The sequence below is a fragment of the Thermophilibacter sp. ZX-H3 genome, from assembly GCF_052599055.1.
This window is the reverse complement of sequence record NZ_JBQXES010000002.1, coordinates 171,529-197,677: the sequence shown is the minus strand read 5'-3', so window position 1 is coordinate 197,677 and position 26,149 is coordinate 171,529. Positions and strand designations below refer to the sequence as shown.

The 26,149-nt window shown below is 70.1% G+C and carries 26 protein-coding genes and 1 tRNA gene; 3 read left to right on the top strand and 24 right to left on the bottom strand.

The window, feature by feature from the left end; translation table 11 throughout:
- Positions 1 to 82: 82 nt before the first annotated feature.
- A complete protein-coding gene (locus tag ACULPM_RS01745) occupies positions 83 to 712 on the bottom strand; it encodes an HAD family hydrolase (protein WP_445330813.1) in 630 nt (209 codons plus the stop codon).
- A gap of 144 nt (positions 713 to 856) precedes the next feature.
- Between ACULPM_RS01745 and ACULPM_RS01740 the strand changes: the two genes are divergently transcribed.
- Positions 857 to 1,564 (top strand): helix-turn-helix domain-containing protein, encoded by a 708-nt coding sequence (locus ACULPM_RS01740; RefSeq protein WP_445330812.1) that lies wholly within the window; start codon positions 857 to 859, stop codon positions 1,562 to 1,564.
- Positions 1,565 to 1,571: 7 nt separating this feature from the next.
- Here the strand turns inward: ACULPM_RS01740 and ACULPM_RS01735 are convergent, their stop codons facing one another.
- From ACULPM_RS01735 to ACULPM_RS01660, 16 genes are all read right to left on the bottom strand, one after another.
- Entirely contained in the window at positions 1,572 to 2,030 is a 459-nt protein-coding gene (locus tag ACULPM_RS01735; protein ID WP_167930188.1) for a type II toxin-antitoxin system VapC family toxin, read from the bottom strand.
- The gene (locus tag ACULPM_RS01730) at positions 2,027 to 2,329 is read right to left on the bottom strand and encodes a hypothetical protein (protein ID WP_445330811.1); all 303 of its coding nucleotides are present in this window, start codon (positions 2,327 to 2,329) and stop codon (positions 2,027 to 2,029) included. Before ACULPM_RS01730 ends, ACULPM_RS01735 begins: the two co-directional genes overlap by 4 nt.
- A 199-nt stretch (positions 2,330 to 2,528) precedes the next feature.
- The gene (locus tag ACULPM_RS01725) at positions 2,529 to 3,155 is read right to left on the bottom strand and encodes a DUF47 domain-containing protein (protein ID WP_167930190.1); all 627 of its coding nucleotides are present in this window, start codon (positions 3,153 to 3,155) and stop codon (positions 2,529 to 2,531) included.
- Positions 3,156 to 3,198: 43 nt separating this feature from the next.
- Positions 3,199 to 4,248 carry an anion permease gene (locus tag ACULPM_RS01720; protein WP_445330810.1) on the bottom strand — a complete coding sequence of 350 codons (1,050 nt, stop codon included), beginning with the start codon at positions 4,246 to 4,248 and terminating at the stop codon, positions 3,199 to 3,201.
- A gap of 143 nt (positions 4,249 to 4,391) precedes the next feature.
- Positions 4,392 to 4,622, bottom strand: a complete 231-nt coding sequence (locus tag ACULPM_RS01715) for a helix-turn-helix domain-containing protein (RefSeq protein ID WP_445330816.1) — start codon at positions 4,620 to 4,622, stop codon at positions 4,392 to 4,394.
- Positions 4,623 to 4,820: 198 nt separating this feature from the next.
- Positions 4,821 to 4,896: transfer RNA gene (locus ACULPM_RS01710), tRNA-Thr, on the bottom strand.
- A gap of 108 nt (positions 4,897 to 5,004) precedes the next feature.
- Complete coding sequence (locus tag ACULPM_RS01705; protein WP_445330809.1) at positions 5,005 to 6,450, bottom strand: family 43 glycosylhydrolase; 1,446 nt, start codon at positions 6,448 to 6,450, stop codon at positions 5,005 to 5,007.
- A 229-nt stretch (positions 6,451 to 6,679) separates the two neighbouring features.
- Entirely contained in the window at positions 6,680 to 7,870 is a 1,191-nt protein-coding gene (locus ACULPM_RS01700; RefSeq protein WP_445330808.1) for a purine-nucleoside phosphorylase, read from the bottom strand.
- Positions 7,871 to 7,880: 10 nt separating this feature from the next.
- A complete protein-coding gene (locus ACULPM_RS01695; protein WP_445330807.1) occupies positions 7,881 to 8,795 on the bottom strand; it encodes a hypothetical protein in 915 nt (304 codons plus the stop codon).
- A 101-nt stretch (positions 8,796 to 8,896) separates the two neighbouring features.
- Positions 8,897 to 9,460 (bottom strand): hypothetical protein, encoded by a 564-nt coding sequence (locus ACULPM_RS01690; protein WP_445330806.1) that lies wholly within the window; start codon positions 9,458 to 9,460, stop codon positions 8,897 to 8,899.
- Positions 9,461 to 9,491: 31 nt separating this feature from the next.
- Complete coding sequence (locus ACULPM_RS01685) at positions 9,492 to 10,274, bottom strand: NYN domain-containing protein (RefSeq protein ID WP_167930196.1); 783 nt, start codon at positions 10,272 to 10,274, stop codon at positions 9,492 to 9,494.
- A gap of 60 nt (positions 10,275 to 10,334) precedes the next feature.
- A complete protein-coding gene (locus ACULPM_RS01680; RefSeq protein WP_445330805.1) occupies positions 10,335 to 11,378 on the bottom strand; it encodes an NAD(P)-dependent oxidoreductase in 1,044 nt (347 codons plus the stop codon).
- Positions 11,379 to 11,478: 100 nt separating this feature from the next.
- Positions 11,479 to 12,525: a DegV family protein gene (locus ACULPM_RS01675; RefSeq protein ID WP_445330804.1), complete on the bottom strand. Its 1,047-nt coding sequence runs from the start codon at positions 12,523 to 12,525 to the stop codon at positions 11,479 to 11,481.
- Positions 12,515 to 13,108 (bottom strand): ribosome hibernation-promoting factor, HPF/YfiA family, encoded by a 594-nt coding sequence (gene hpf / locus ACULPM_RS01670; protein WP_167930199.1) that lies wholly within the window; start codon positions 13,106 to 13,108, stop codon positions 12,515 to 12,517. The genes ACULPM_RS01675 and hpf overlap by 11 nt, the downstream gene beginning before the upstream one ends.
- 128 nt (positions 13,109 to 13,236) lie before the next feature.
- Positions 13,237 to 14,193 (bottom strand): substrate-binding periplasmic protein, encoded by a 957-nt coding sequence (locus ACULPM_RS01665; RefSeq protein ID WP_167930200.1) that lies wholly within the window; start codon positions 14,191 to 14,193, stop codon positions 13,237 to 13,239.
- 560 nt (positions 14,194 to 14,753) lie between these two features.
- Positions 14,754 to 15,485 carry a phosphoribosyltransferase family protein gene (locus ACULPM_RS01660; RefSeq protein ID WP_445330803.1) on the bottom strand — a complete coding sequence of 244 codons (732 nt, stop codon included), beginning with the start codon at positions 15,483 to 15,485 and terminating at the stop codon, positions 14,754 to 14,756.
- 266 nt (positions 15,486 to 15,751) lie between these two features.
- Here ACULPM_RS01660 and ACULPM_RS01655 point away from each other — a divergent pair, with 266 nt between their 5' ends.
- Entirely contained in the window at positions 15,752 to 16,396 is a 645-nt protein-coding gene (locus ACULPM_RS01655) for a hypothetical protein (RefSeq protein ID WP_445330802.1), read from the top strand.
- A 148-nt stretch (positions 16,397 to 16,544) separates the two neighbouring features.
- Here ACULPM_RS01655 and ACULPM_RS01650 read toward each other — a convergent pair whose 3' ends face one another.
- The 7 genes from ACULPM_RS01650 to ACULPM_RS01620 all read right to left on the bottom strand — a co-directional run bounded on the left by ACULPM_RS01650 (position 16,545) and on the right by ACULPM_RS01620 (position 23,236).
- A complete protein-coding gene (locus ACULPM_RS01650) occupies positions 16,545 to 16,976 on the bottom strand; it encodes a hypothetical protein (protein ID WP_167930203.1) in 432 nt (143 codons plus the stop codon).
- A gap of 5 nt (positions 16,977 to 16,981) precedes the next feature.
- Entirely contained in the window at positions 16,982 to 17,992 is a 1,011-nt protein-coding gene (locus ACULPM_RS01645) for a TatD family hydrolase (protein WP_445330801.1), read from the bottom strand.
- Positions 17,993 to 17,995: 3 nt separating this feature from the next.
- The gene (rsmA, locus tag ACULPM_RS01640) at positions 17,996 to 18,853 is read right to left on the bottom strand and encodes a 16S rRNA (adenine(1518)-N(6)/adenine(1519)-N(6))-dimethyltransferase RsmA (protein WP_445330800.1); all 858 of its coding nucleotides are present in this window, start codon (positions 18,851 to 18,853) and stop codon (positions 17,996 to 17,998) included.
- 6 nt (positions 18,854 to 18,859) lie between these two features.
- Positions 18,860 to 20,467 (bottom strand): methionine--tRNA ligase, encoded by a 1,608-nt coding sequence (gene metG, locus ACULPM_RS01635; RefSeq protein ID WP_445330799.1) that lies wholly within the window; start codon positions 20,465 to 20,467, stop codon positions 18,860 to 18,862.
- Positions 20,468 to 20,823: 356 nt separating this feature from the next.
- Positions 20,824 to 21,687, bottom strand: coding sequence for a 16S rRNA (cytidine(1402)-2'-O)-methyltransferase (gene rsmI, locus ACULPM_RS01630; protein ID WP_445330798.1), 864 nt, complete (start codon positions 21,685 to 21,687; stop codon positions 20,824 to 20,826).
- The gene (locus ACULPM_RS01625) at positions 21,687 to 22,730 is read right to left on the bottom strand and encodes a glycoside hydrolase family 5 protein (RefSeq protein WP_445330797.1); all 1,044 of its coding nucleotides are present in this window, start codon (positions 22,728 to 22,730) and stop codon (positions 21,687 to 21,689) included. The genes rsmI and ACULPM_RS01625 overlap by 1 nt, the downstream gene beginning before the upstream one ends.
- Positions 22,731 to 22,807: 77 nt before the next feature.
- The gene (locus tag ACULPM_RS01620; protein ID WP_317416338.1) at positions 22,808 to 23,236 is read right to left on the bottom strand and encodes a 6-pyruvoyl trahydropterin synthase family protein; all 429 of its coding nucleotides are present in this window, start codon (positions 23,234 to 23,236) and stop codon (positions 22,808 to 22,810) included.
- A 314-nt stretch (positions 23,237 to 23,550) separates the two neighbouring features.
- Between ACULPM_RS01620 and ACULPM_RS01615 the strand changes: the two genes are divergently transcribed.
- Positions 23,551 to 26,112 carry a transglutaminase-like domain-containing protein gene (locus tag ACULPM_RS01615; protein WP_445330796.1) on the top strand — a complete coding sequence of 854 codons (2,562 nt, stop codon included), beginning with the start codon at positions 23,551 to 23,553 and terminating at the stop codon, positions 26,110 to 26,112.
- The last annotated feature ends 37 nt before the right edge of the window (positions 26,113 to 26,149 follow it).

Sequence of the window (26,149 nt, the reverse complement as noted above, 5' to 3'; positions counted from 1 at the left end):
TCTGGGAGAGTTTGGGACACCCCCTGGGGATCCCCCCCCTGGCCCTTTCCCAAGCTCTCTGAGAGAAATAACCCGTCCCCTTTTACACGAACGAGTCGATGGCCTCGTCGGCGGCGCTCACGTCCTGGACGATGTCGCAGCCGGTATAGGCGATGACGTAGCAGCCGGCCGCCTTCGCCGAGGCGATGCCCGTCGGCGAGTCCTCCACGGCCACGCACTTCTCGGCGTCCACGCCCAATAGCTCCATCGCGCGCAGGTACGGGTCGGGCGCCGGCTTGCGGCTCTCGACCATGTCCCCGCAGACGATGACGTCGAAGCGGCTCAGGACCCCCAGCCGCGCGAGCGCCGTGAGGATGCAGCGGGAGACCGTCATCGACACGAGCCCCACCTTGACGCCGCGCGCCCGCAGGTCGTCCAGCAGCTCGGTCGCTCCCGGCTCCATCGCGAGCGGCGCCTCCGCGTAGGTGCGGTAGCAGTCGTCCCGCAGGCGCTCGTAGTCGTCGATGGATCCCGCAACGTGATGGCGCTCGAGGATGGGCGGCACCGTCACGCGGTCCTCCCCGCCCGTGAGCACCTCGAGCTCCTCGCGCGAGACCTCGGCGCCCATCTGACGCAGGATGTCCTGCACCAGATAGAGGTTCTCGACCTCGGTGTTGCAGAGCGTCCCATCAAAGTCAAAGAGCACGGCGTCGATGCGCTCCGGGCGCGCCATCGCGGCCTCCTTAGGGTCGGCGGTTGGTGGCAGAAGTGTACCAGACCCCCGCTGACCTGCATGTCAAAGCATTTTGACACGTATGCGAACCGCAGGCGCCCACACAGCGGGTACCCTATGTGCAACCGAGAAAAGCGGGGCGCCATGGACGTTGGGACGCGCAAACGAGAGCACCGCGAGGCCGCCGGCATGCGCCAGGACCAGCTCGCCGAGCTCTGCCGAGTGAGCCGCCAGACCATCAGCAACTGGGAGCGCAACAAGACCCTGCCCGACGTCGTGAGCCTCAAGGTCATGGCACACGAGCTCGGCACCACGGTGGACGCGCTCATCGGGGACAACATACCGGAGATCAGGCGCCGAGCCGACTCGGAGGCGCGGAGGTTTCTGACACTCTATCTCCTGAACCTCGCCTTCATGCTGGCAAGCGACGTCATGAACATGGGGTCAAACTGGGGCGGCCACGCCTTCGACGCCCCTGTCTGGACCTACCTCCGCGCCGCCGTTGCGGGTGTCTGGCTGGTCGTCCTCGTCCCCTACGTGCGGCTGGTCAGGCGCCACAGATTCGCCTATATCGGCGAGATCGGCCGCTATCTCGACAAGAGCCTCGTTCTCGAGGAGTCGCGCACCACGAGGGTCGCCCGGTCGATGCTCCGTCACATCCAGGTCTGGAACGGCGTGCTCCTCACGCTCGCCGCCCTCGCCGGGCTCGCGGCAGGGGGCGTGCTCACCCCTGGCATGGTAATCTGCCTCGTCGCCGTGTGCTCCGGGCTCATCGCCCTCGGCGCCCACCTGGACAAGGAGCACCAGCGTCGCGGCGGCACCGTTAACCCGCCGCTCCCGCCGCAGCGCTGACGCGCCCTCAGAGCTCGATCTCGGCGTACGAAACGTGGTTGCGCCGCTCCATCCACGAGAAGAACTCCTCGGGCGTACGCACGGGAATCGCAGAGCGCCCGAAGTCGCGCGCGTTTCTCGTCACGATGACGGACGCGTCGATGCTCGTGGCGACCTGGTACGCCAGCGCGTCCTCGAAGTCAGGCCAGTCAGACTCCAGCGCCCGGTCCACCTCGCGCTCCCCCGGCGCGCACACGCGCACGAAGCGGCGCAGGGCAAGCAGCGCCTCGCGCGCAGCGGGCGCGCAGGACGGACGCCCGCCGTTGCTCAGCACGTAGAAGATGTCAGTGACCTGCGATGAACTCGCCCAGAGCTCGTAGTCCCCCATCTCGGCAAAGATCATGAGCCTCCGCGCGAGCTCGTAGAAGCCACCGCGCCGGGCGAGAAAGTCAACGAGCACGTTGCTGTCCACGAGTACGCGAATCATCGGCCGTCCCCCATCAGACCGGCGTCGGCAAGCCGCTCCGCCCTCGCCTGCCTCATGTCCATGGCCGCGAATCGCTCGTCGAGCTCGACTCTGGTAACGGCGTCCACCGCCGCGACGGCAGCGCGCAGCCGCGCCTCCCGCCCCTCCCCAGAGGTCGAGAAGGGCAGCGCGCGCCGGGAGATGACGTAGTCATACAGCTCGTTGATCGCCTGGGAGGCGTTGGTCCCCAGCTCCCTGAGCACCTGGTTGCCCAGCTCCTTCTTTGCCTGCGACATCCGCCCCGTAACCATCGCGTCCACAGCCGGCCTCCCCAAATCGTTGTACTGTACAACACTATACCACATCACATCACCCACCCCCCCGGCGGTAAGAGAGCCCGTCGACGCAAGCCGCCCCGGCAGCCTCCCGATTTCCTAAGCAGAAGTTTCACGGAGTGCACTTCTGCGTGGAAATCGGGAGGCTGCCGGGGCGGCCCCACGAGCGAGACGTTCTTCTCGCCTACGCGTCCTTCATGATGATGTCGCGCACGATGGCGGAGACGCGGTCGCACGCGTCGAGGCAGAGCTCCATGCGGTCGAAGATGCGCAGCCAGCTGACCGCGTACTTGCCGCTCGCGTCCTCCTCGTCGGAGAAGAGGCGGCGCAGCGCCTTCTGGTAGACGGTGTCGCCCTCGTCCTCCACGGTGCCGACGCCGATGGCCTTCTCCAGGACGATGCGGTCCTTCTTGTAGTCGGGCAGGTGGTTGATCATCTCCTGCATCTCGCTCACGGCGTGCACGGTGAGCTCGGAGATCTGCTTGGCCTCGAGGCGCAGGTCGGAGAGGTTGAAGAGGTCGAGCCGCACCGCGACGCCGTACATGGAGTCGACGACGTCATCCATGGCCAGGGCCAGGTTGGAGATGTCCTCGCGGTCGATCGGCGTGATGAAGGAGGTGTAGAGCTTGGCCATGATGGCCTTCACGCGCTCGTCGCAGGTGGACTCGTAGACCTTCATCTGCGGGATGCTGCTCATCGACTCGGGGAACTCCGTGATGATGGTGTTGTACTCGTTCGCGGCCTCGGTGATGAGGGCGGCGAACTCCTTGAGCATGGTGTAGAACTCGTCTTCCTTCTTGATGCGGGGCATGTCAACTCCTTTGTCTGTGGCGAGAAGAACGCGCGCTCGGCGCTTAGAACAGGACCAGGAAGAGCTTGGCGAGGATGAAGCCGATGACGCCGCAGCCCGGGAACGTGAAGACCCAGGTGAGGACCATTTCCTTGGCGACGCCCCAGTTGACGGACTTGGGGTCCTTGGCGGCGCCGGCGCCCATGATGGCCGCGGTCTTGGTGTGCGTGGTGGAGACGGGAAGGCCGGTGAGCGTGGCGATGAGCAGGCTCGCCGTGGCCGAGACGGAGGCGGCAAACCCCTGGTACTTGTCCAGGCGCACCATCTCCATGCCGACCTTCTTGATGATCTTCTTGCCGCCGACCGCCGTGCCGATGGCCATGACCGCGGCGCAGAGGACCATGATCCAGAGCGGGAAGCCGCCCATCTCGCCGACCGTCATGTTGAGCGAGAGCGCGATGGCGAGCATGGCGGTGGACATGAACTTCTGGCCGTCCTGCGCGCCGTGCATGAGCGCCACGCCCGCGGCGCCGAGCACCTGCATGCGGCCGAAGAAGTTGTTGGCCGTCCGGCGATCTGCGTTCTTGCACGCGATGGGGATGATCTTGGAGATCGCCCAGCCGGCGATGAAGCCGAGGACGGTGGAGAGCACGAGGCCGTAGACGACCTTGATCCACTCCCCCATGTTGACGCCGTCGAGGCCGCCGGAGACCGCGAGGGCGGCGCCCGTGAGGCCGGCGATGAGGGCGTGGCTCTCGGAGGTGGGGATGCCGAAGGCCCAGGCGCCGAGGCCCCAGGCCACGATGCCCACCGTCGCCGCCGCGAGCGCGATGAGCGCCGCGTGGGAGTCCCCGCCGAAGTCGACCATGCCGGAGATGGTGTCCGCCACGGCGGTGGAGATGAACGACATGGCGACCAGGCCGACGAAGTTGCAGATGACACTCATAAAAATCGCCGAGTCCACGTCGATGGAACGAGTTCCGACGGGCTCGGCGATGGCATTGGCCGCATCAGTGGCACCGTTGACGAAGATGGTGCCCATGACGAGGACCATGACGATGATCAGAAAGGGATTGCTCGACAGGACGCCGAGAAACTGTTCAAAGCTAATCAAGGGCGTGCTCGCTTCCTCACCGGCCGCCGTGGCGGCCATTTGTCACAGCTTTGTTAACGCTTGATAAGGATAGCGTAAGGTCGCCGCGAATAGCTCGGAAAGCGGCCAACGGCGGCCTCCGTTCGCCGTTGCTTACAGAGAGCTTACAATGCGCGCCGCGAAGGCACCTCGGGCTCGACGTAGTCGATGAGGTCGCCCGGCTTGCAGCGGAGCACCTGGCAGAACGCCTCGAGCTGGGCAAACCGTATGCCGTGGACCCTCCCCCGCTTGATGCAGGACACGGTCACCGCGGAGATTCCCACGCGCTCGGCAAGCTCCTTGGAGGTGATCTTCCGCTGTGCGAGCATCCTGTCGAGCCTCATCACGATGGGCATCACGATCCCGTCCTCTCATATCGGCCTAAACCCGCTTCTCGTAACCTCTTTCACCCTAATCCGTCACAGACTTATTCTATTGCATGTAGTCACTAATACTATCTATAAAACGATTCAAAGGATATATTTCTCGGATCGAAGCCACCGAGATACGAGAGCAGCCCGGGGGCCTCAGGCCTCCGGGCTGCGAGATTACGCTGGAGCCAGCTACCAGACTCGAACTGGTGACCCCCGCTTTACGAGAGCGGTGCTCTACCAACTGAGCTAAGCTGGCGTGTCAGCAGATAAGTACTATACGAGAAGGACGAGCGTGGCGCAAGCCCCGTTTTTCTCGCCCTGCGGGCAGGGGCGCGGGGACGAGCTTTGCCCCGCTCGCGAGGGGCTAGGAGAGCTCGAACTCGAGGAAGTCCACGTACCCGGCCCCCACGTACCTGAAGAAGAGGGCGGAGCGCTCCTCGGCCGAGCTCACGTCCGAGCTGAAGGCATGCCATCCGGACCCCGACAGGACAAAGTCGATGGTGCCGATGACGTCCCGGAACTGCTCGTCCGTGGCCACGACAAAGCCTCCCTGCCCGGACCCGCGGACCGTCACGCCCACGCGGCCGAGGCGGGAGAGGTCGAAGTACTTGAAGCCGACGACGGATCCGTCGCGCAGGTTGGCGACGTACTGGCGCGCCGCCTCGTCGCCATCGCGGCCCGTCTGCGTCAGATAGGGGTGCCGCGCGAGGCGCCGCCTGGGGCCGCTCCCGTCGACGCGCCCGGCGCCCTCCGATGACCAGAGGTTGCAGGCGATCCTCGCCCCGTAGGTGCCGATGCCGGCGAGCGGGCCCCCGTTGAGGCCGCAGCTCGTCACCTCGGCCTGCGCGAAGGAGCCGTCCGCGTTTCGCACGAGGCGCTCCGCGCATGCCTGGCGCGCATACGAGCTCCGGTTGGTCTGACGATGGTAGAAGATGTAGAAGTCGTCGCCGAGGCGCAGCATGCCGCCATGCGTGTTGCCGGTGTAGTTTGACGCGCCCCTCTCGTCGGGATGGCCGGGAAGCCCGACGTCGCCCACCGAGACGAGCGTCCCGCCGAAGGCGAATCCGCCGTCCGGTCGGTCGCTCGTGGCATAGCAGAGCTCGTGGTTGAGCCGCGAGCTGTAGACGAAGTAGTACGTGCCGTCGTACTTCCGGATGGAGCTCGCCTCGAAGAACTCGTGGCCGGCGAAGGACCCGGGGCCCTCCTTGGGGAAGAGCAGGCGCTGCTCGCCCTCGATGGTGCGCATGTCGCTTCGCAGCTCCACCATGTAGCCCCCCTCGAAGCCGCACGGACGGCCGCCGGTGACCAGGCGGGGAACGGGCGTGTAGAACCCCGAGTAGAGATAGACCCGGCCGTCGTCGTCAACGAGCACGGCCGGGTCGAAGCCGAAGCCGTCGCCCGCGCGCCGACCGTAGGGGGTGCCGTCCGGCCAGCTCACATGACCATAGAACTCGTAGCTTCCCGCGGGCTCGTCGCACACCGCGACGCCTATCGTCCCCATGAAGTCGAAGGCGTAGAAGAGGTAGTAGCGCCCATCCGCGCCGCGCGCCACGTCAGGCGCGAAGAGAAGGCGCAGCCCCAGGCGGTTCCTGGGGTCTTGCCCCTTGCGATAGATGACGCCCTCGTATCGCCAGTCCGAGAGGTCGTCCACCGGCGCCGACCAGCACACGTAGTCGTTCATGCAGAACATCGGGGCGCCAAAGCGGTCGTGCGACCCATACACGTAGACGCGCCCCCCAAACACGTGCGGCTCTCCGTCGGGGACATACTCCCACTCGGGGAGATAGGGGTTCAGGGCTTGGCTTCTCATGGGGCCTCCAGTCACGACGATGTCGGAGAAAACCTATCACCTGCCCAGCGCGCGAGGGGAAGCGTGACCCAACCGGTTGGTTTGCTGACACAAGCAAGGGCAGCCGCACCGCTGGGCGGGCGGGGCGCGGTTTCGCCCAGATGCGGCACGCAAAGGCCACCCGCAAAGAGCGGGTGGCCCTTTTCGTCGGGTCGGAAGTCCGCCCCAGGCAGTGCGCGGCGTCCGAGCGCTACAGCAGGCGCAGCACGCCGCGCACGAGTCGCTCGAAGTCCTCGGCATAGCCGCCCGCGGCCTCGAGAACGGTCTCGTGGCTCACCGCAGGCGCGCCGGACTCGTTGGCGGCCAGCGTGAGCCCGAGCACGTTCATGCCCAGCGCACGTGCCATGATGACCTCGAGCACCGTGGACATGCCCACGTAGGAGACGCCGAGCGCGCGCAGCGCCGCCACCTCGGCCGGGGTCTCGAAGCAGGGGCCGAGCACGCCCGCGTAGACGCCCTCCTCCACGGCGATGCCAAGGTCGTCGGCCACGCCGCGCGCGATGGTGCGCAGGTAGGGGGAGTACGCCTCGTTCATGTCCACGAAGGGGCTCTCAACGTCGCGCAGGCCGTCCCACTCGGCGAGCGGGTTGCGCCCGGTGAGGTTGATCTGGTCCGTGAGGATGCCCAGGCCCACGTGCGCCTGGCCGGGCACGGCACCCGTCGCGCAGGCGAAGACGATGTCGCGGCAGCCCAGATGGTGCGCATGGCGCACGAGCGAGGTCACCTCGGCGGCGGAGTAGCCCTGATAGAGGTGGATGCGCCCGGGGTAGACCACCACGGGGACGTCGTCGATCGTGCCCACGGTGGCCTCGAAGCGATGCCCCGGCACGGGGCGCGCCGCGGCCGGGAAGCCGTCGATGTCCTGGTAGTCGATGCGTCGGACCGGGCGCACGAGCGTCCCCAGATGCCCCAGCCCGCTCCCGAGCACGATGGCGACGGGGTGCTCCACGCTCGGCTTGCAGGCGCGGACGGTGTCCTCGGTGACCATGCAGATCCCCTCCCTCGCGAGCCTGTCGGCAAAGACGCCGCGGCCCGGAACAAGTCTTCCAGAGTAGGTTCCATCGTAGACGAGTCCGACGCCGCATGACGGGCTCTTTGCCTTGAGCACGGCGAGCGTCGCCCCAGAGCGGGCGACCGAGGCGGCACAGGCCTCGGCGCCGCGGGCGAACGCCTCCGTCACGTCCTCTCCCGTGGCGAGAAGGACGCGCTCCCCCACCCGCTCGGCCGGGGGCCGGGGACACGAGAGGCCCGCCGCGCGCTCGGGGCAGACGCGGCAGGCCTCGGTCTTTGACGCCAGCTCTATGACCTCGCCCGCGGGCTTGGCTCCCCCGTCGTAGCGGACGGGCTCGCCGAGCAGGCAGGCGCTCACGCAGACGCGCACGCGCGCCCCGCTAGGAGGCCACGAGCGAGCCAACCTGGACGGTGGCGTTGGAGAGCAGGTTCCTCGTGTAGGCGACCCACTCCTCGCTCACCTGCGTGGCCACCTCGGAGTAGTTGTTCGACGCCACCTGATAGGCCGCCTCCGCCGCGGCGTAGGTGGCGGAGTCGTTGGTGATCTCGTAGCTCGAGAGCGTGGCGTAGTAGTCGCCGTCCTGGCGCGCCCAGGTGCCCGCCTCGGAGTCCCACTCGTCGCCAAGAAGGCCGATGATGTAGCTCGCGTAGTCGGCCGTCGGGGTGTCCTCCGCGCCCTCCTCGGGCTCGGCCGGCGCCGTCGGCACGTCGGGCAGCGGCGTGGAGACCACCGCGTCGCGCAGCTTGGACATCGTCGCGGAGTCGGCGATGGTCGCCTTTGCGATCTCCTCGTCGATGCCGTAGTTGCTCGCGATGGTGGCGTAGTCGCTCGTGCCGAACATCTGCTCGGCGAAGGCGGCCACCTCGTCGTCCGAGACCGCGACGCCCTGCGCGGCGGCGTCGGCCAGGACCACGGCGTTCTGGGCGTAGGCGACGACGTCGCTCGCGACGGGCACGTTGTAGGTGCCGTCCTCGTTGGCGGCGTCCTCGACGGCGGAGTTCTGCTCGATGACCTCGCGCGCGGTGATGTTGGTCGTCTGCCCGTTGTAGGTGTAGGTGGCGATGGTGCTGTCAAGCTCGTCGGCCGAGAGCGTCGTCTTGCCCTGGAGCGCCACGCCGGCGGGGGCGGGCGTCGCGGACGTCCCTCCGATCAGGAAGTGGCCGCAGAGCACGCCCACCACGAGCGCGACCACGCAGATGGCCACCCACGCCGGGGTGCCGAGGCCCCGGCCCTTCCCGTCGGCGGCCGAGAACGGCGTGTTCTTCTCGCCCGCGGTGCTGTTCTTGTCTGCCATGGGTCTCCCCTCACGTCGGCCGCGCCCCATGGCGCGGCCCCAGTCGGTCAATCCGTCTGATTCTAACCCCGCGTGCAGGCGCTCCGCGCAGGGCCCACAAGCTATGAAAGAGCCTGAATGATCTCCGCCGAGAAGGACTTGATGTAGCCGGAGCCGCTCTCGGAGTCGAACTTCACGCGCGTGGCGAGCGCCTTCCTCGTGGCGTCGGAGGCGTTCCCCTGGGCGAGGGCGAGCAGCGCGGCGAGCATGTCGCGGTACTCGGCGTCACCGTGGTAGCACTGGATGGCCTCGTCGATGAGGGGCCAGACCTCGTCGGAGCGCTCGGGGGAGCTCGCGCCGAGGCGGCACAGGAAGACGAAGGCAGCGAGCCGCACCGTGGCCGACCCGTCGTCGAAGAGCGACGCCTCGGCTCCGTCGAAGGCGCCCGTCACGCTGTCCGGGTTCTTCTCGGCAATGGAGGAAAGGGCGTCGAGCACCTCCCAGCGAGTCTGGGCCTCGGGGCGGAAGAGCGCGTCCACGAGCGCGTCGACGTGCGGCAGGAGCGTCTCGGGCTGGCTGCGCGCCACGAGCGCGAGCTTGTGCGCGACCTCCTGGCGGCGGCGCCTGCTCGCGCCGGAGAGCTCCTCGACGAGGCCGGAGACCTCGGTAGCTGCGGTATCTGCCATGTTCCTAACTCCCTTGCTTGTAAAGCCAAACCTACTCGCTGAACCCGTCGACCACGGCCGTGCCGCTCTTGGGGTCCTGGTGGATGTCTATGAACCCGAGCTTGGACGCCTCGCGCAGGAGCGCCGTGAACGAGCGGTAGCCGTACGACGCCTCAGAGAACTGCGGGCGCTTGCGCTTCATGGTGTCCTTGAGGCGCGAGGCGAGGATGAACGAGTCGCTCTCGCGCTGCAGCGCGTCGATGGTCTCGAAGAGCAGCTGGTAGCACGTCTCGCGCTCCTTGGGGACCTTGCCCTGGAAGTCGGGGATGCCCGGGCCGCGCGTGATGTCCTCGTAGAAGATGAACTCGTCGCAGACCTCGGCCAGAAGGGTGCTCGTCGCCTCCTTCATGCCCACGCCGATCACGGTCTTGCCGAACTCCTTGAGCTTGGCGACGAGCGGCGAGAAGTCCGAGTCCCCGGAGAGGATGGCGAAGGTGTCGATGTGGTCCTTGGTGAGGCAGATCTCCATCGCGTCCACCGCGAGGCGGATGTCCGCGGAGTTCTTGCCGGTGTAGGCGCGGTCGGGGATCTCTATGAGCTCGATGCCGAGCTCGTGGAGGGGCGTGATGGCGTCGGTGAAGCGCTGCCAGTCGCAGTAGGCGCGCTTGGCCGTGATGCGCCCCTTGTCGACAAGGCGCTCGAGGATGAGCTTCACGTCGGGGAGCGGGCCCGGCTCCTGGTGGCCGTTGCGCTTGCGCCGGCCGGTGCCGAGGGCGAGGTTCTCGTAGTCGATGAGCACCGCGATGGAGCTCTGGGGAGTGTCAGTTGAGTTCAAGGCCGATGGTTCTCCTTATGTGAGTCGGGGACCGTCCCCGATCTGCAGACATGTCTGATATTACTCGTGGTGGTGGCAGTGGCACTCATGGCCGTCGCCGTGGTCGTGGTGGTGGCCGCCGCAGCACTCGTGGCCGTCGCCGTGGTCGTGGCCGCAGGAGCACTCGTGGCCCTCGTCATCGCCCTCTCCCTGGTCGAGGAGCGACCAGTCGAGCCCGGCCGCCTTGCAGGTCTCCTCCTCCTGGTAGAGCAGCGTGAGCGCCTGCGTGCCCATGCGCGACCCGCCGATCTGGCAGAGCATGTCGAGCAGGGTGAAGGCGGTCTCCGCGCCGGGCAGCGTGATGTCGAGGTCCTCCGAGCGGCGCAGTGCCAGCGCGACGTCCTTTCGCAGGTGCTCGACGAGGAAGCCCGGCTTGTAGTCGCCCGCGAGGGACTTGGGCGCGAGCGTCCCGGAGGCGCCGGAGCCGCCGGTGCCGTTGGCGAGCACCTCGAGCATGAGCTCCGGGTCGATGCCGGACTGCTGGGCGAGCGCGAGGGCGTCGGCGTAGCCGACCATGCACGAGACGAGGCTCACCTGGTTGCAGAGCTTGGCCGTCTGCCCGCCGCCCGGCTGGTCGAAGTAGAAGCGGCGGGACGAGAAGGACTCGAGCACGGGCAGCACGTCCGCCACGTCCTTCTCGGCGGCGCCGACGATGAGCGTGAGGGTGCCGTCGATCGCGCCCTGCTCGCCGCCCGTGACGGGGCAGTCGAAGGCGTGCTTGTCCTCGACCTCGGCCGCGTCGTGGATGTCGCGCGCGAGCTCGGGCGAGCTCGTGGTGAGGTCGATGAGCCAGGCGCCCTTCTTGGCGGTGCGGATGAGCCCGTCGGTGGCGAGGTAGACGTCCTCGACGTCCGTGGGGTAGCCGAGCATCGTGAAGACGACGTCGGCGTCTGCGGCGGCCTCGGCGGGGCTGTCCGCCCAGCGCGCGCCGCGGGCGAGAAGGGCCTCGGCCTTCTCGCGCGTGCGGTTGTGGACGGTGACGTCATAGCCGGCGTCCATGATGTGGCCGGCGATGGGCGCGCCCATGATGCCGGTCCCGATGAAGGCGATCTTCCTGATCTGCAAGGGTGTTCCTTTCTGGATGGGCGTGCCACTGGCGTCAGGTTCGTCTGGCACGCGCATCGCGCGTGCCAGACGAACCTGACGCCAGTGGCATACCTCCTGCCTACTGCCCGCGGACCTTGCGGGCGATGCGGTCGGTGAACGAGAGGGACTCGCGGCGGTCCTTGCCCCAGAAGAGCAGCGCCACCATGCCGGGCCCCACGTGGGCGCCGATGACCGGGCCCACGGAGCTGTAGATGATGGGGACGTCGGCGCAGCCGGGCTCCTTGCGGATCTGGTCGGCGAGCCAGAGCGCGTCCTTCTCGGCGTCCGCCGAGACGATGGCCATGGGGAGCTTCTCGTCCCCGCCCTCGGCGCCGAGGTAGTTGGCGCGGAAGTCCGCGATGATGGCGCGCAGGGCCTTCTTGCGGCCGCGGCACATGCCGCGCAGCGTGAGGGCGCCGTTGGTGTCATAGGAGAGCTCGGGCTTGATGTCGAGCTTTCCGCCCACCGTGGCGGCCGCCGGCGGGATGCGCCCGCCGCGGGCGAGCGCGTCGAAGGAGTCGAGCGTGAAGTAGCCGTGGACGTAGTAGCGCGCCTCCTCGGCCCAGGCCACGAGCTCGGTCGCGGTGAGGCCGTTGGCGACCTGTCGCACGGCCTCGATGGCGAGAAGCTCGGCGGCGGCCGACGGGCAGACGTTGTCGACGACGTGGATCTGGAACTCCGGGTGCGCCTCGCGGACCATGTCCGCCGCCTGGCGCGCGGCGTCGACGCTCGAGGAGAGGCCGCGCGTGAAGGCCAGATAGACCGTCGGGGTGCCCTCGGCGGCGGCGCGCTCGAAGACCTCGAGGTAGTGGCCCGGCGTGACGGCCGAGGTGGTGACGTGCTCGCCAGCGCGCATGCGCTCGTAGAACTCGTGCGCGCTCATGGTCTCCCACAGGTCGTCGGCGTGCTCGCCGTCCGACATCACGTAGGGAAACGGGATGATCTCCACGCCGAGGGCGCGCGCCACCTCGGGCGCGAAGTCGGCGCAGGAGTCAACGATGAGGTTGACGTTCCCGCGCGCGTGATACGCGCGGCCCAGGCGCGCGGCCTCCCGCGACGCCTGGGCGTTGGTGTCGACCTCGTTCTCGGCGGCCGTGACCGCCGCGGACTCAGTGCTACTGCTCATTCTCTTCCTCAATCTTGGGCTTGATGATTCCGTACCCGCCATTCTTTCGATGATAGATGACGTTGACAAGCCCGGTGGTGGCATTGGTGAACACATAGAAATCGTGACCGATGAGGTCGGTCTGGACGAGCGCCTCCTCCTCGGTCATGGGCAGGAGGTCGACGTACTTCTCGCGGACGAGCTGGTCGTCCTCGGTCTCGTCCTCGGAGGGCTCGATGAGGGCGGCGAGGTCCTCCTGGGTGACGGCGCCCGTCTTGGCGGCGGCGACGCGCTGACGGCGGTCGATGACGCGCGTCTTGTACTTGCGCAGCTGGCGGGTGACCTTGTCGGCAGCCTCGTCGATGGCGGCGTACATGTCGTCGGAGCTGGCGACGACGCGGACCACGTTGTCGCGCACGAAGACGGTGACCTCGCAGGTCTTCCGCTCGGGGTTGGAGGGGTTCTTGTCAACGCGAAGGACGACATCGCAGGTCATGGGCTTGATGTCAAACACCTTGAGGGCGTTGCCGACCTTCTCCTCCACCTGAGCGCGCAGGGAGTCGGAGACACCTACCTTGCGACCAGAGATCTTGATGTCAACCATGCTTGCCTCCTTACGATTGCCTTGGACGGGGCGAATGGGCGCCGGCGTCCTTACGACTCCTATACCCAAAAGCGCCGCGCGCGTTGCGCCGGGCATCGGCGGGCGCGCGGGCGGGGCGAGCGGACCCGCTAGGCGGCGACCCCGGAGATGCGCGAGGCCTCGGTGAGCGCCGGGAAGACGCCGATCCAGCGAGTCTTGGCGATATCGGCCACGCCGTTGCCCTGGATCGCGTCGAGAGCGGCCTGGACGGAGGACTGGAGCTCCTGCGAGGCGCTCGACGAGACGCCCACGCCCACGGCGACGGGCGCGTCGAGCGTGCCGGCGAAAGATCCGGCGTCATAGGTGCACGAGAGGTACGCGCCCGCGTAGGCGTCGCACACGACGTAGTCGACGGAGCCCGAGGCGAGCGCCTCGAACGCCTCGTTGAGGTTGGAGAAGGTCTGCTCCACGGCGCCGAGGCCGAGCGAGGCGAGCGCGGACTGGGAGACGGAGTTGGCCTGGACGCCCACCGTCTTGCCCGAGAGGTCGGCGGCGGCGATCGGGGCCGTCACCTCGGTGGCGGCAAAGACGCCGAGCGCGGACTGCGCGTAGCTTCCGAGCACCGTCACGTCCGTCGCGCTGCCCGCCTCGACGCCCATGACCACGTCGCAGTTGGAGGCCAGCGCCGCGGAGGCGTTCTGAACCGAGACGATCTCGACCGTGGCCATGCCGAGCTCGTCGGCGAGGGCGTAGGCGGTGTCGACGTCGATCCCCACGAGCGACCCGTCGGTCGCCGAGAGGGCGAGCGGGGCGGACTCCGCGGCCTCGATGCCCACCGTGAGGGTGCCGGGGGTCTTGAGGTCGGCGTCGGCGAGGGCCGGCGTCAGGTCCGCGCGGCGCTGCTCGCGCGCCTCCGCGACGGACGTCTCGTCGAGCAGGCCGTCGACGGCGCCGCCGATCGCCTGCCCCACGCCCGAGAGCGCCTCGCCCACCCCGCCGAGGGCATTGGTCACCTCGGCGGGAACGCCGGAGCACCCGGCGAGAAGGGCGAGCGAGAGCGCCGCGCCCACGGCGGAGACGATGGTGTTCGTATGGTTGCGCTTCATGGCCTGCCCTCTTGTCCCTCTTCGTACGGTCTCGATCGTCTCACCCAGCTGACCTGGTCTTTGACCCCACACCCGCGCACTGGGGACGTCGCTTGCGGCGCCGCGGCGCCTCCACTGTTGCCCCTCTCGCCCGCGAGGCCGGATGCCTCATGCGTATGACGGGCGGTGCGACTTACCTCTAGGACGAGCCATGATCGCGCGGGCGCGCACGCCCGAGCTTACGTGGATCCCTTTGCCCTCGTCTGGCATGGACTTGGGCGGACCCGACGCCGCAGCGCCCGCCCCGTGGGGCGCCCGCCCGCAACCACAGACCTGGGTTGAGACTCTGCCAGTATAACCGCCGCTCGCGAGCGGCGCGACCCCCAGTGGGGCGGACGGCGGGTGGCGCCGCCCGCACGGGGCGGGACGGGCACGGAGCACGGATGTCGCAAATCCCCCGCGGAGCGGCCGTGCGGGGCCGAGGCGACGTTCTTCTCGCTGCAAGCGTCGCAAATCCCCCGCGGAGCGGCCGCGCGGGGCCGAGGCGACAGATTCTCCGAGGCCGCCCCCGGCCGCCCGGATCACCAGACGCGCGCGAGCACGCAGGCCGTGACCGACGCCGCGCCCCGGCCCGCGAGCGAGCGCGCCGCCTCGGCGATCGAGGCCCCCGTCGTCGCCACGTCGTCGAGCAGCAGCAGGCGCGCGCCCGAGACGTCGCCCGCCACCCGCATGGTGCCCGCGAGGTTGCCCGCGCGCTCCTCTCGGCCGAGCGCGCGCTGGTCGCGGGCGGCGCCGCGCACGAGCACGTCGGCGAGTGGCAGCCCCAGCTGGGCCGCGAGCGGCCGCGCGACGAGCTCCATGTGGTCGAAGCCGCGCCGCCCGAACGCCTCCGCCGTGGCCGGCACGAAGCAGACCGCGTCGGTCGCCGCGGCGTCGAAGCGCGGCGCGCCGTCGGTGCCGGGCCAGGCCGAGGCCTCCTCGAGCGCGCAGAGCATGGCGGCCGCCATCACGGGGGCGAGGCGCAGCTCGTGGGCGTCCTTGAGGCAGGTGACCATGCGCGCGGGCGTCCCCCGGAAGCCGAGCGCGGCCACGGTCGCGCGCACGGGCCAGTCGCCCCGGCACTCCGTGCAGGTGAGAAAGCCGTAGGGCGCGCCGCAGACCGGGCACGCCAGGCGCTGCTCCACCCACGGCAGCGCCGCGCGGCACTCCTCGCAGACAAGCTCCCCCGGCTGCTCGCAGCCCACGCACCGCGTGGGGCTCACGAGCTCCGCCGCCACATCGCCGGCCGCGCGGATCGTGGCGAGAAACGACATGCGACCCCCCTTCCGGTCGGATGGGGGTCGCTCGGTGAGGGCAGTGTAGCACGCCGCGGGGCGCGCGCTCTTCTCGCCCGCGCGCTCTTCTCGCCCACCCCCCTCTTCCCCGGCCCCTTCTCGCGTTTGCACGAGCAAACTCGAGCGACCCGCTCGGGGCATGCTTCAGGCACAGGCCTTCTAGCTGCGCAAACTCAAATGAACTATGCTGAGGGCAGAATCTGCCATCGGAGTTTGCACGAGCAAACGCGGCGAGGGGAGGAAGCGTGCGCGAGAAGAGCATGCGCGTCGAGGGGGACGACGGCCCCGTGACGGCGCCCGCCGCCCCGAGGGCGCCGCTCCGGGTGGCGCTCGTCAACGCGGGTCCCCGGGGCGCGTGGTCCGCGACGGCCCACCTGCTCGCGGACCTCGCCGAGGCCCTTCCCGTGTACGCCCGCATGGCAGGCGTGGAGGCCCCCGAGGTGACGGAGGGCGCGCCCTCCGGCCGGGGCGCCATCGTCCTGGGGTGCGAGTCCCGCGCGGACACGCCGCCCGCGCGGCTTCTCGACCTGCTCGAGAGCCCGCGAGGCGAGCTCGCGCCCGGCATGCGCGTCTACGCCGTCGCCGTCACGGGGCTCTACGAGCCCGAGCGAGCGCTCCCCTCCCTCGACGCGATCGAGCGGGCCTGCTCGGCGAGCGGGGCGCGCTGGATGGGCGGCGTGGCCGTGGGCGGGGGCGAGCTGATCCTCACCACGGCGGCGGAGCCGCGCATGGGCATCTGGAGGCGTCGCAGGTCCGAGGCCGTCGACCGGCTCATCATGGCGGTCCTCTCGGGCGCCGAGGCGGGGGTCATCCTCGCGCGCCCCGCCGTGCCGAGGTGGGCCTACCGGCTTGTCCGTCGGGGCGGCATGGGACCGGAGGCCTCCGCGTAAGCCAGGGCCGGGCCGGGCGCGCGAACGTCGCCTCGCCCCCGCGCGGCGTCTCTGCGGGGACGAGGCGACGTTCTTCTCGTCACATATGTCGCCATGCCCCCACGGACCCACGTTGCGGGGACGTGGCGACGCTCTTCGGCCAGGGCAACTACGCGAAGACCGCGCTCAGCACGAACCCCACGACCACCATGACCAGGAGCGCGCCCCCGAAGTTGCGCAGCGCAATCGGCGTGACCGCGTCCTGGGCCTCGTTGGCGTTGAGGTTCTCGCACCAGGTCCTCTCGCCGCACGCGGGACAGGCGAGGCGCTTGGCAACGTAGCGGTAGCGGGGCTGGCTCACCAGCGCCACGCCCTTGACGCGCGTCCGCGTGGTCGAGCGGGCGCGGCGCATCCCGGGGCGCGCGAAGTCGCGCGGCGCGAGGTCGAACTCCGCCCCGCACCGCTCGCAGCGCATGCGATAGACGAGCCCCGAGGCATCGACCTCAGCCAGCGTCCGGCGCCACGCGGCCACGAGCAGCGCGACCATGGCGACGAAGCACGCCAGGATGGCGAGAAGGGCGACGACCAGCGAGGCGGGCATGACGGCTACCGCCCGAAGAGGGCGCAGGCGTTGCCCCAGAGCGCGTCATAGGTCGCCTGGCGGCTGCCGCGCCCGCCCGCCTCGCGCACGTCCGCCACGCGGGCGGCGGTGAAGGCCACCATGGCGGGCTCGCACTCCTCGCCGCGCAGGGGCACCGGCGCCATGTAGGGGCTGTCGGTCTCTGAGAGGAGGAAGCGCTCGGCGCAGAACGTGGCCGCCTTGCGGATCTCGTCGGAGCGTGAGAACGTGGCCGCGCCGCCGAAGGCGATGTGGCAGCCCAGGCTCGTGAACATCTCCATCACCCTGAGGTCCGAGGTGAAGCAGTGCAGGTCGCAGCCCGTCTCGGGAACCCCCTCCTCGCGCAGGATCCGCGCGGCGTCACGGTGCGCGCCGCAGCGGATGTCGCCCACGGCGTCGCGGATGTGAAGCTGGACGGGCAGGCCCAGCTCGTGAGCCACGCGGAGCTGGCGGCGGAACGCCTCCTCCTGGATGGGATAGGCGATCTTGCTGTTGGGGCCGTAGTCGAGGCCGATCTCGCCCACGCCCACGCAGCGCGGGCTCTCGAGGAGCTCGCGCAGGCGGGCCATGGCGCCATCGTCGAGCTGGGCGGCGCCGTAGGGGTGCGCGCCGGCCACGATGCGCACGTTGTCCACGAGCTCGGGGGCATCGTGGCCCTCGAAGGCGGGCGGCACGAAGCCGTGCTCGGCGCACTCCGCGAGGCACGCGCGCGCAAGCTCCACCTGCTCGTCGATCCAGGAGAGGAGGGCGGGGACGCTCTCCCACTTTCCGGGCACGTCATCGATGGGGTCGAGCGGCACCACGAGCAGCCTCACGCCCGCAAGCGCGGCGCGCGCGATCGCCATCGCCGGGTCGTGGGCGCGGAAGCTCGTGAGGTGGCCGTGGGTGTCCGCGAGCGGCGCGAGCGGGGCCGGCAGCGGGCACGCCTCCCCCTTGCGGTTGTGGAAGAGTTCGCCGTCGGCGAGCGTGAGGTCATCGAGCGCGACGTTCTGGGACATGGGTTACTCCTGACGTTGGGAGAGTGCTGACGCGAGAAGGACGAAGTCCGCCGGCGCGAGGGTCTCGGCGCGGCAGGTGGGCGCGATTCCGCACGCGGCGAAGGCGGCGTCCAGGGCGTCGCGCGAGAAGCCGGAGGCGGACATGGAGTTGCGGATGGTCTTGCGGCGCTGAGCGAACGCGGCGTCGATCACGGCGGACACCTCTGCCACGCGCGCGGCGTCCACGAGCGGCGCGCGGTCGATGCGCACAACGGCGGAGTCCACGTGCGGGGGCGGCATGAAGTTGCCCGGCCCCACCTCAAAGCGCCCGGTCACGCGGGCGAGAAGCGCGAGCTTGGCGGTGTAGGCGCCGTAGGTGCGGTTGCCGGGGTCCGCGCAGATGCGGTCTGCCACCTCGGCCTGCACCATCACCACGAGGCGGCGCAGGCTCGGCACCTCCTGCAGGTAGCGCAGGATCACCGTGGCAGCCACGTTGTAGGGCAGGTTGGCAACGAGCACGTCGGGCGCCCCGCCCGCGGCCTCGGCGATCTGATCCGGCGTCACGCGCAGCGCGTCGCCCATGATGAACGAGAAGCTCGGGTGCGCCGCGGCGTGCGCGGAGAGCACGGGCTCGAGCTCGCGGTCCATCTCGATGGAGACCACGTGGCCCGCCTCGGCGAGAAGCGCCAGCGTGAGCGTGCCGATACCGGGGCCCACCTCGAGCACGCGATCCTTCTCGCCAAGCTCGGCCAGGTCCATGATCTTCTCGATCACGTGGTTGTTGACCAGGAAGTTCTGGCCCAGGCTGTGCTTGGTCGCAAGGCCGTACGCCTCGAGCAGGGCGCGGGTGGCACCGGGGTTTGCGAGAGGGGATCCGCCCACGCCTGCCTACTTCTTGGTGTCCAGGCGCGGGAAGAGCGCGTCGCCCTTGGTCACGGCAACGCCGCCCGCAAGGCCGCCCCAGGCGCAGGCCTCGCGCAGGTCGTCCGTGGCGGCCTCGTCCTCGAGCGACATGCGGCGCAGGACCTCGGCCGAGGTCTCGGGCATGAACGGCGCGAGCAGGTGAGCACTGATGCGGATGGACTCGAGCAGGCTCACGATGATGTCCGCGAGCTCACCCGCGCGCTCCGGGTCCTTGGCCACGGCCCAGGGCGCGGAATCCTCGATGTAGTGGTTGGCGGCGTGGACGAGCTCCATGACCACGTCCTTGGCGCCGGCGTAGTCGAAGACCTCCATGCGGGAGGCATATCGGTCGTAGATGCCCTCGGCGACGCCCTTGAGCACGCCGTCCTTCTGTGCCCAGCCGTCGGCCAGCTCCGGCGTCTTGCCGTCGAAGTACTTGGCGCTCATGTTGAGGGCGCGGGAGACCAGGTTGCCCCAGCTGTTGGCGAGGTCGGCGTTGTAGACCTGCTCCATGCGCTCGAAGGAGATCGCGGAGTCGTCGCCGTGGACCACGTCGGTCATGAAGTAGTAGCGGTAGCCCTCGACGCCGAGCAGGTTGATGACGTCGCGCGGGGCGATCGCGTTGCCGCGGGACTTGCTCATCTTCTCGGCCTGGCCGGTCTCGGGGTTGCGCACCGTGAGGAAGCCGTGCACAAAGACGTGCTCGGGCAGGGCCTCGTCGATGGCCATGAGCATGGCGGGCCAGAGGATGCAGTGGAAGCGGATGATGTCCTTGCCGATGAGGTGACACTGGGCGGGCCAGCGGCGCGCGAGCTCGGCGCGGGAGGCCGGGTCGTCCAGGCTGTAGCCCACGGCGGTCATGTAGTTGAGCAGGGCGTCAAACCACACGTAGGTGACGTGCTTGTCGTCAAAGGGCACCTTGATACCCCAGTCGAAGGTCGTGCGGGAGACCGAGGTGTCCGTGAGGCCGCCCTCCACGAAGCTGCGGACCTCGTTCATGCGGAAGTCCGGCTGCACGAAGTCGGGGTGCTCGTCGTAGAGCTTGAGCAGGCGGTCCTGGAAGGCGGAGAGCTTGAAGAAGTAGGACTCCTCCTGGACGCGCTCCAGCGGGCGGCCGCAGTCCGGGCAGAGGTGCTCGCCCTTGGTGCCGCGCTCCTCGTCGGCCTTCTCGACCTGGGTCTCGGTGAAGTAGGTCTCCTCCGGCACGCAGTACCAGCCGTCGTAGGAGCCCTTGTAGAGGTAGCCGGACTCGAGCATGCGGTCCCACAGGTACTGGACCGCGTGGTGCTGGCGCGGCTCGGTGGTGCGGATGAAGTCGTCGTTGGAGACCTCGAGCTCGCTCCAGAGGTCCTTGAAGAGCGGGGCCTGGGAGTCGCACCACTCCTGCGGCGTCATGCCATGCTCGGCCGCGGCCTCCGCGACCTTCTCGCCGTGCTCGTCCATGCCGGTCAGGAACTTGACGTCGTAGCCGGCCGCGCGACGGAAGCGCGCCTGGACGTCGGCGAGCAGCGTGCAGTAGGCGGTGCCCAGGTGCGGGGCGGCGTTGACGTAGTAGATGGGGGTGGTGACGAAGTAGGACGGCTTCTCTGCCATATGACGACTCCTCATGACGGAATGTGGCATGCGGGGTCGATTGTACTCTTTGCCGGACCGCGCGTCCTTCTCGCCGCGCGCCCTTCTCGCCGCGCGTCGATCCCCGGCCTGACCCAGCTCGCCCCCCTGCTTAGGTGAGCAAACTCCTTGAATCATCGCCGCTCACCTAAGCGAGAAGGACGTGAGCCAGCAGCGGAAACGCGACTCACCTAAGAAAACCGTGCAGGATGGTTAACGAAATTTGCTCACCTAAGCGGCGGCGGGAGACGGACGGCAGTGGGAGACGGGCGGCGAGGCAGGGCGGGCGCAGCGGGGCGGACCGGCGCAGGGGGGTCAACGCAGCTCGCGGACGGCAGCTAGCGCGTTGCGGACGCGGCGGCTACCACGGCGTCGTAGACCTCGGCACGCGGAAGCGAGAAGGACCTGGCAAGCCGCTTGGCGAGCGTGCTCTTGGGCTCCCCCGCCTCGAGCCCGGCGGCTATCTCCTCCTCGAGCGGGCGGGCGGGCCCGGCGTCCTGCGCGCGGCGACCCTCGAGCTCCTCTGCGCTCGGCGCCGAGATCACGATGACGCACTCGCCGCGGAGCTCGTCGCGCGCCGCGATCAGCTCCGCGAGCTCCGCGGCCTCTCCGCGCACGACCTCCTCGTGCAGCTTGGTGAGCTCGCGCACGAGCGCCGCGCGCCGGCGCGGCATCGCCTCGGCGACGTTGGCGAGGGTCTCCGCGACCCTGCGCGGGCTCTCGTAGACGACGAGCGTCCCCGGGACCAGCGCGAGCTCAGCCAGGCGAGCGAGCTGCGCCCCGCGCTTCCGCGGCAGGAACCCCTCGAAGAAGAAGTGCTCGCTCGCGAGGCCCGACGCAACGAGCGCGCAGGTCACGGCGCTCGGACCCGGAATCACTTCGACGGGCAGCCCCGCGTCGAGCGCGGCGTCCACGAGGCGCTGCCCCGGGTCGGACACACCCGGCATGCCGGCGTCTGAGACGAAGGCCACGCGCTCGCCTGCGGCGACGCGCTCCAGCACGCCTGCGATCCGAGCGTCCATGACGTTCTCGTCGCAGCGCTCGAGGCGCGCGGAGATGCCGAAGGCGTTCATGAGCCGGCCCGTCACGCGCGTGTCCTCGCAGAGCACCGCGTCGGCCTCCCCGAGCACCCGCCGCACGCGGGGCGACGCGTCCTCGAGGTTGCCGATGGGGGTGCCGACGACGCTCAGAACTCCCGGCATCAGACGATCATCCCGCGCTCGAAGGTGGCGAGCGCCACGCGAGCGTCCCAGCTCGCGAGCTTGCCGGAGGTCTTCCAGGTGTTGAAGAACCAGGCTGGGCACTTCTCGTACGCACCGATCTGCTCAGAGGTGTAGACGCGCTCGAGCGCGATGCGGCCCTCGGGCGTCATCTGGGAGTCGGCGATCGGCAGCGACGACGACCACTTGCCCACCATGACCTGCATGCCGGAGCGGCGGGCGTCATGGACGCGCCTCTCGAGCGCGGCCACGAGCCGGCGCACGCCGGCGGGGCCGGAGACGTCCACGCGGACGCTCGTGCGGTCAAGATGGCAGTCGAGCCAGACGTTCTTGTAGTGGCGCTGGGCCATGAAGCGGCCCCACCCGCCGGGGAAGGCGGCGTCGGGCATGATGACCACGGGGTCCTCGCCCGCGGCGTTACGCACGAGCTCGTAGGCCTCGCGGTAGTAGTTGCGCAGGCGGTGTATGGGCACGCCGTCGGTGAGCATGAGACCGTGGCGGACCTGGACAACCGGGTCGTCGGCGAGCTCGATCCCGAAGAAGCCCATGCGCGAGGCGTAGCGCCTGGAGAGGGCGTACACCACGTCGAGCATCTCCTCGCGCGCGATGTGGCAGTCGGCGTTGTCGGGGGAGATCCCGTTGTCCGTGTGCGGCGCGCCCGGGTTTATCGCCAGCGCGAAGATGACCTTGAGGCCGATCTCCTCCGCCCAGCCGAGCGCCTGGTCGACGAGCTCGATGCAGCCGACGTACGGACCGGGCTCGGGGCCGTCGTCCCCGTAGACGTACCAGGGGACGGGGAGGCGCACGGCGTTGAACCCGCGCGCGGCGATCTTGACGAACTCGTCGCGCGTCACGAACTCGCGCCGGTGCGCGCGGACGCAGTCGGCGTAGCGCCGCTCCCCGAGCGCCGTGACGAGCGACTCCTCGTCCAGCGCGCCGGCGCCGGCGAAGAGCTCGGGGGTGACCCACGACTCGAGCGTCAGCCATCCGGTGAGGTTGACTCCGTGCAGGGAACGATTGCCCATGTCACACCTTCGCCTCCCGCGGCCGCGGGGCCGCATCGCCCTTTCCGCATCCCCCTTCCCTGAGTATAGGCTGAATCCTACATCCCGTCCCGGACATATGTGGCGCAATTGAGCGGCGTCTCGTAGACGTCCACCTGCGCGCACGGAAGGCCGCGCTCGCACAGGCGCTCGCAGAAGTGCCGGGCGAGGTTCTCGGCCGTGGTGCGGAAGGGCAGCAGCTTGAGCGAGAAGCCCTCCCCCTCGAGCGCCTCGATCGTGGCCGGGCGCAGCGTCCCCTCCTCCACGAGGAAGGTGTGGTCGAACTCCTCGGCAAGCTCGCGCAGGGCGCGCTTGAAAACGCCGAAGTCCATGACCATGTCGCGCTGGGTCCCCTCCGATCCGAGCTCGGGCGCGCGCAGGTACGCCACGACGCGCCAGCGGTGACCGTGGAGGTTCTCGCACTTGCCGTAGTAGTCCGCGAGGAAGTGGGCGGAGTCGAAGCTCGCCTCGCTCTTGAGTCCGTACATGGGTGTCCTCCCGTCGTGTCCCTGGCGGCCGGCGGCCTGCCGCGGCCCCGTGCCTCACGCACTATAGACAGAGTGACGGGTTTTGGACGGACGAAGGCCCCTGAGGGCGATCATTCGTCCAAAATCCGTCACTCGGCCGGGGCGCGGCCGTCGGGGGGCCGGGGCGCGGCCGTCAGGGGGCACGCCGCCGGGGCCTGCCGGGGGGCACGCCGCCGGGGCCTGCCGGTGGGGCTGCCACATCCCCACGCGTGACGCGGCGTCGTCAGCGGCGTACCATAGTCGGTCGCAACCGCGCGACGACCCAAGGAGACCCCATGCCGCTTTCCGAGCAGCTCGCCACCTATGCCGCCCGTCGCTTCGACGCCCGCCGTGCCCTTCTGGGAGAGCGGGCCGGGAAGGCCGAGGCGCTCTTCCCCGCGCTCGCGCCCGACGAGGCCGTGCTCCTGCGCTACCACCTGGCCACGCTGCCGCTCACGGACGCCGTGGACGCGCCGCTCGAGGTCCTTCTCGCCTTCGCGCGCCACGCCCTCGTGCTCCGCGAGGGACCGGCGGCGAACCTACCCGAGGACCTCTTCGTCCACTACGTGGCCACGGCGCGCGTCAACAACGAGCCGCTCCAGGACTGCCGGGGCGCCCTCTGGGAGGAGCTCATGCCGCGCGTGGCCGGGCTCGACCCCGAGCGCGCCGTCATCGAGGTCAACTACTGGTGCGCCGAGATGGCCACGTATCAGTCCACGGACGGCCGCACCCTCGGGGCGCCCGGCGTCATCGCGGCTGCGGCCGGGCGCTGCGGCGAGGAGTCGACGCTCCTCGTGACGGCGCTGCGCGCGGTGGGCATCCCCGCCCGACAGCTCTACGTGCCCTGGTGGGCGCACTGCGACGACAACCACGCCTGGGTGGAGGCCTGGGCGGGCGGCCGCTGGCACTACCTCGGCGCTTGCGAGCCCGAGGAGGCGCTCGACCGCGGCTGGTTCACCGCCGCCTCGGGGCGCGCGCCCATGGTGGCCACGCGGCTCTTCTCGGACTTCGGCTGCGACCCGGCCGACGTGGTGGGCCGCGCGGGCTGCACCGTCCTCGTCAACGTGACGGGGAGCTACGCCGCCACGACGCGCCTCTCCGTGCGCGTGGCGCTCCCGGACGGCGCGCCCGCCGCGGGGGCCACCGTGGCCTTCGAGGTGCTCAACATGGCCGGGTGGCGCCCGCTCTCCGTGCTCACGGCGGACGAGGAGGGCCGCTGCTCGGTGGAGCTGGGGCTGGGGAGCGTGCGCGCGCACGCCTCGGCCGGCGCGCTCATGGCCGAGAAGGACGTGGACACGGCGGAGGTCTCCGAGGTGGAACTCGTGCTCGCCACCGCCGAGACGCCCGAGGCCGCGGACGCCTGGCATGACGTGGACGTCCGCGCGCCCGAGGACCACCCCGCGCCCTCCCAGCCGCTCTCGCCCGAGGCCGCGGCGCGCGGGCGCGTGCGCAAGGCCGTGGCGGACGAGTCGCGTGGGATGCGTGTCGTGGCCATGCGCTCGCACGCCGAGCAGCTCGCCCGCCAGGCGGCGCTCGTCCGCCCGGACGACGACGCCGAACTCGTGGCCCACATCCTCGAGGCCGCGCGCGGCAACGCCGACGCCGTCTACGAGTTCCTCGCCGCGGGCGCGGAGCCGGAGCGCCTGGCGCTTCTCGCCACGCTTGCCGAGAAGGACTACCTGGACGCCGACCCCGCCCTCCTGGAGGGCCATCTCCGCGCCGCGCTCGCGAGCCGCGACAAGAACCTCGATCGCGAGACCTGGGAGCGCTACGTCCTCTGCCCGCGGATCGGCCTCGAGCACCTGAGCGCCTGGCGGCCCGCCTTCCCCGGCGCGCTGCCGGAGGAGCTCGCCCGCCTGATCGCGGACGACGCGTGCGCCGCGTGGGCGTGGCTTGCCGGGCGCATGTCCTTCTCACCCGCCGAGCACCTGGCCAAGCTCGTGGGCACGCCCGCAGGTGCGCTCGCGTGCGGCGAGGCCTCCGAGGTGACGCTGCGGACGCTCTTCGTGGCCGCGTGCCGCAGCCTCGGGGTGCCCGCGCGCCTGGCGCCCGCCGACGGGCGCGCCGAGGTGCTCGCGGATGGGCGCTGGGCCTGCGTCGAGGGCAAGGCCGCGAGCGAGCGCACCTGGCCGCTCTGCGTGAGCTCTCCCGAAGGCGCCCCGCTCGTCTACGGCACCGACTGGGGGCTCGCGCGCCTGGGCCGCGCCATGCAGGTGGGCGGCCAGGAGCTCTGGGGCTTCCACCAGCTCGACCTCTGGGGCTGCGATCCTACCGCGCTTGAGGTGCCGGCCGGGACCTACCGCCTCACCACCACGACGCGCCTGCCCAACGGCAACCAGCAGGCCGCCGAGCTCGTATTCACCGTGGACGGGCCCGCCGAGGTCCGCGCCCGCCGGCGCGCCCCGCGCCCGGAGGACATGCTCCAGCGCATCCCGCTCCCCGACGCCGCGCCGCTGCTCGGCGGGCGCGGCGGCCTTGCGCTCCTGGCGTTCCTGGAGCCGGCGGGGGAGCCGACGGAGCACCTGCTGAACGAGCTCGCGGACGCGGCGGGGGTCGTCGCGGCGGCGGGGCTCTCCCTCACGCTCGTGACCCGCGAGGACGCGGCGGGCGACCCCACCCTCGCCCGCGCGCTCGCGGCGCTGGATGCGGCCGGCGTGCCCGTGACCCTCGCGCGCGACGACTTCTCCGAGCTGCCGGAGCGCCTCGCGCGCCGCATGTTCGCCAACCCGGAGCTGCTGCCGCTAGCGGTCCTCGTTGACGCGCGGCCGGCGGCGGAGGCGCCCGTGGGGCTCTTCGCGCGCGGCGGCTACGCCGTGGGCACCGTAGAGCTCGTGCTGCGCCTCGCCGCGCTGGCGTAGCGGGCGGACCGGTCCCGCAAGGCGCGCCCTCTGCCGG

What these genes read in the sequence shown, in the direction of transcription:
- ACULPM_RS01650 (WP_167930203.1), bottom strand. Translation starts at nt 16,976, where the DNA reads ATGCCCGCCTCGCTGGTCGTCGCCCTTCTCGCCATCCTGGCGTGCTTC.
- ACULPM_RS01745 (WP_445330813.1), bottom strand. Translation starts at nt 712, where the DNA reads ATGGCGCGCCCGGAGCGCATCGACGCCGTGCTCTTTGACTTTGATGGG.
- hpf (WP_167930199.1), bottom strand. Translation starts at nt 13,108, where the DNA reads ATGGTTGACATCAAGATCTCTGGTCGCAAGGTAGGTGTCTCCGACTCC.
- ACULPM_RS01735 (WP_167930188.1), bottom strand. Translation starts at nt 2,030, where the DNA reads ATGATTCGCGTACTCGTGGACAGCAACGTGCTCGTTGACTTTCTCGCC.
- ACULPM_RS01665 (WP_167930200.1), bottom strand. Translation starts at nt 14,193, where the DNA reads ATGAAGCGCAACCATACGAACACCATCGTCTCCGCCGTGGGCGCGGCG.
- ACULPM_RS01740 (WP_445330812.1), top strand. Translation starts at nt 857, where the DNA reads ATGGACGTTGGGACGCGCAAACGAGAGCACCGCGAGGCCGCCGGCATG.
- metG (WP_445330799.1), bottom strand. Translation starts at nt 20,467, where the DNA reads ATGGCAGAGAAGCCGTCCTACTTCGTCACCACCCCCATCTACTACGTC.
- ACULPM_RS01675 (WP_445330804.1), bottom strand. Translation starts at nt 12,525, where the DNA reads ATGAGCAGTAGCACTGAGTCCGCGGCGGTCACGGCCGCCGAGAACGAG.
- ACULPM_RS01620 (WP_317416338.1), bottom strand. Translation starts at nt 23,236, where the DNA reads ATGTACGGACTCAAGAGCGAGGCGAGCTTCGACTCCGCCCACTTCCTC.
- ACULPM_RS01660 (WP_445330803.1), bottom strand. Translation starts at nt 15,485, where the DNA reads ATGTCGTTTCTCGCCACGATCCGCGCGGCCGGCGATGTGGCGGCGGAG.
- ACULPM_RS01645 (WP_445330801.1), bottom strand. Translation starts at nt 17,992, where the DNA reads ATGTCCCAGAACGTCGCGCTCGATGACCTCACGCTCGCCGACGGCGAA.
- ACULPM_RS01615 (WP_445330796.1), top strand. Translation starts at nt 23,551, where the DNA reads ATGCCGCTTTCCGAGCAGCTCGCCACCTATGCCGCCCGTCGCTTCGAC.
- ACULPM_RS01690 (WP_445330806.1), bottom strand. Translation starts at nt 9,460, where the DNA reads ATGGCAGATACCGCAGCTACCGAGGTCTCCGGCCTCGTCGAGGAGCTC.
- ACULPM_RS01695 (WP_445330807.1), bottom strand. Translation starts at nt 8,795, where the DNA reads ATGGCAGACAAGAACAGCACCGCGGGCGAGAAGAACACGCCGTTCTCG.
- rsmI (WP_445330798.1), bottom strand. Translation starts at nt 21,687, where the DNA reads ATGCCGGGAGTTCTGAGCGTCGTCGGCACCCCCATCGGCAACCTCGAG.
- ACULPM_RS01715 (WP_445330816.1), bottom strand. Translation starts at nt 4,622, where the DNA reads ATGCCCATCGTGATGAGGCTCGACAGGATGCTCGCACAGCGGAAGATC.
- ACULPM_RS01725 (WP_167930190.1), bottom strand. Translation starts at nt 3,155, where the DNA reads ATGCCCCGCATCAAGAAGGAAGACGAGTTCTACACCATGCTCAAGGAG.
- ACULPM_RS01705 (WP_445330809.1), bottom strand. Translation starts at nt 6,450, where the DNA reads ATGAGAAGCCAAGCCCTGAACCCCTATCTCCCCGAGTGGGAGTATGTC.
- ACULPM_RS01625 (WP_445330797.1), bottom strand. Translation starts at nt 22,730, where the DNA reads ATGGGCAATCGTTCCCTGCACGGAGTCAACCTCACCGGATGGCTGACG.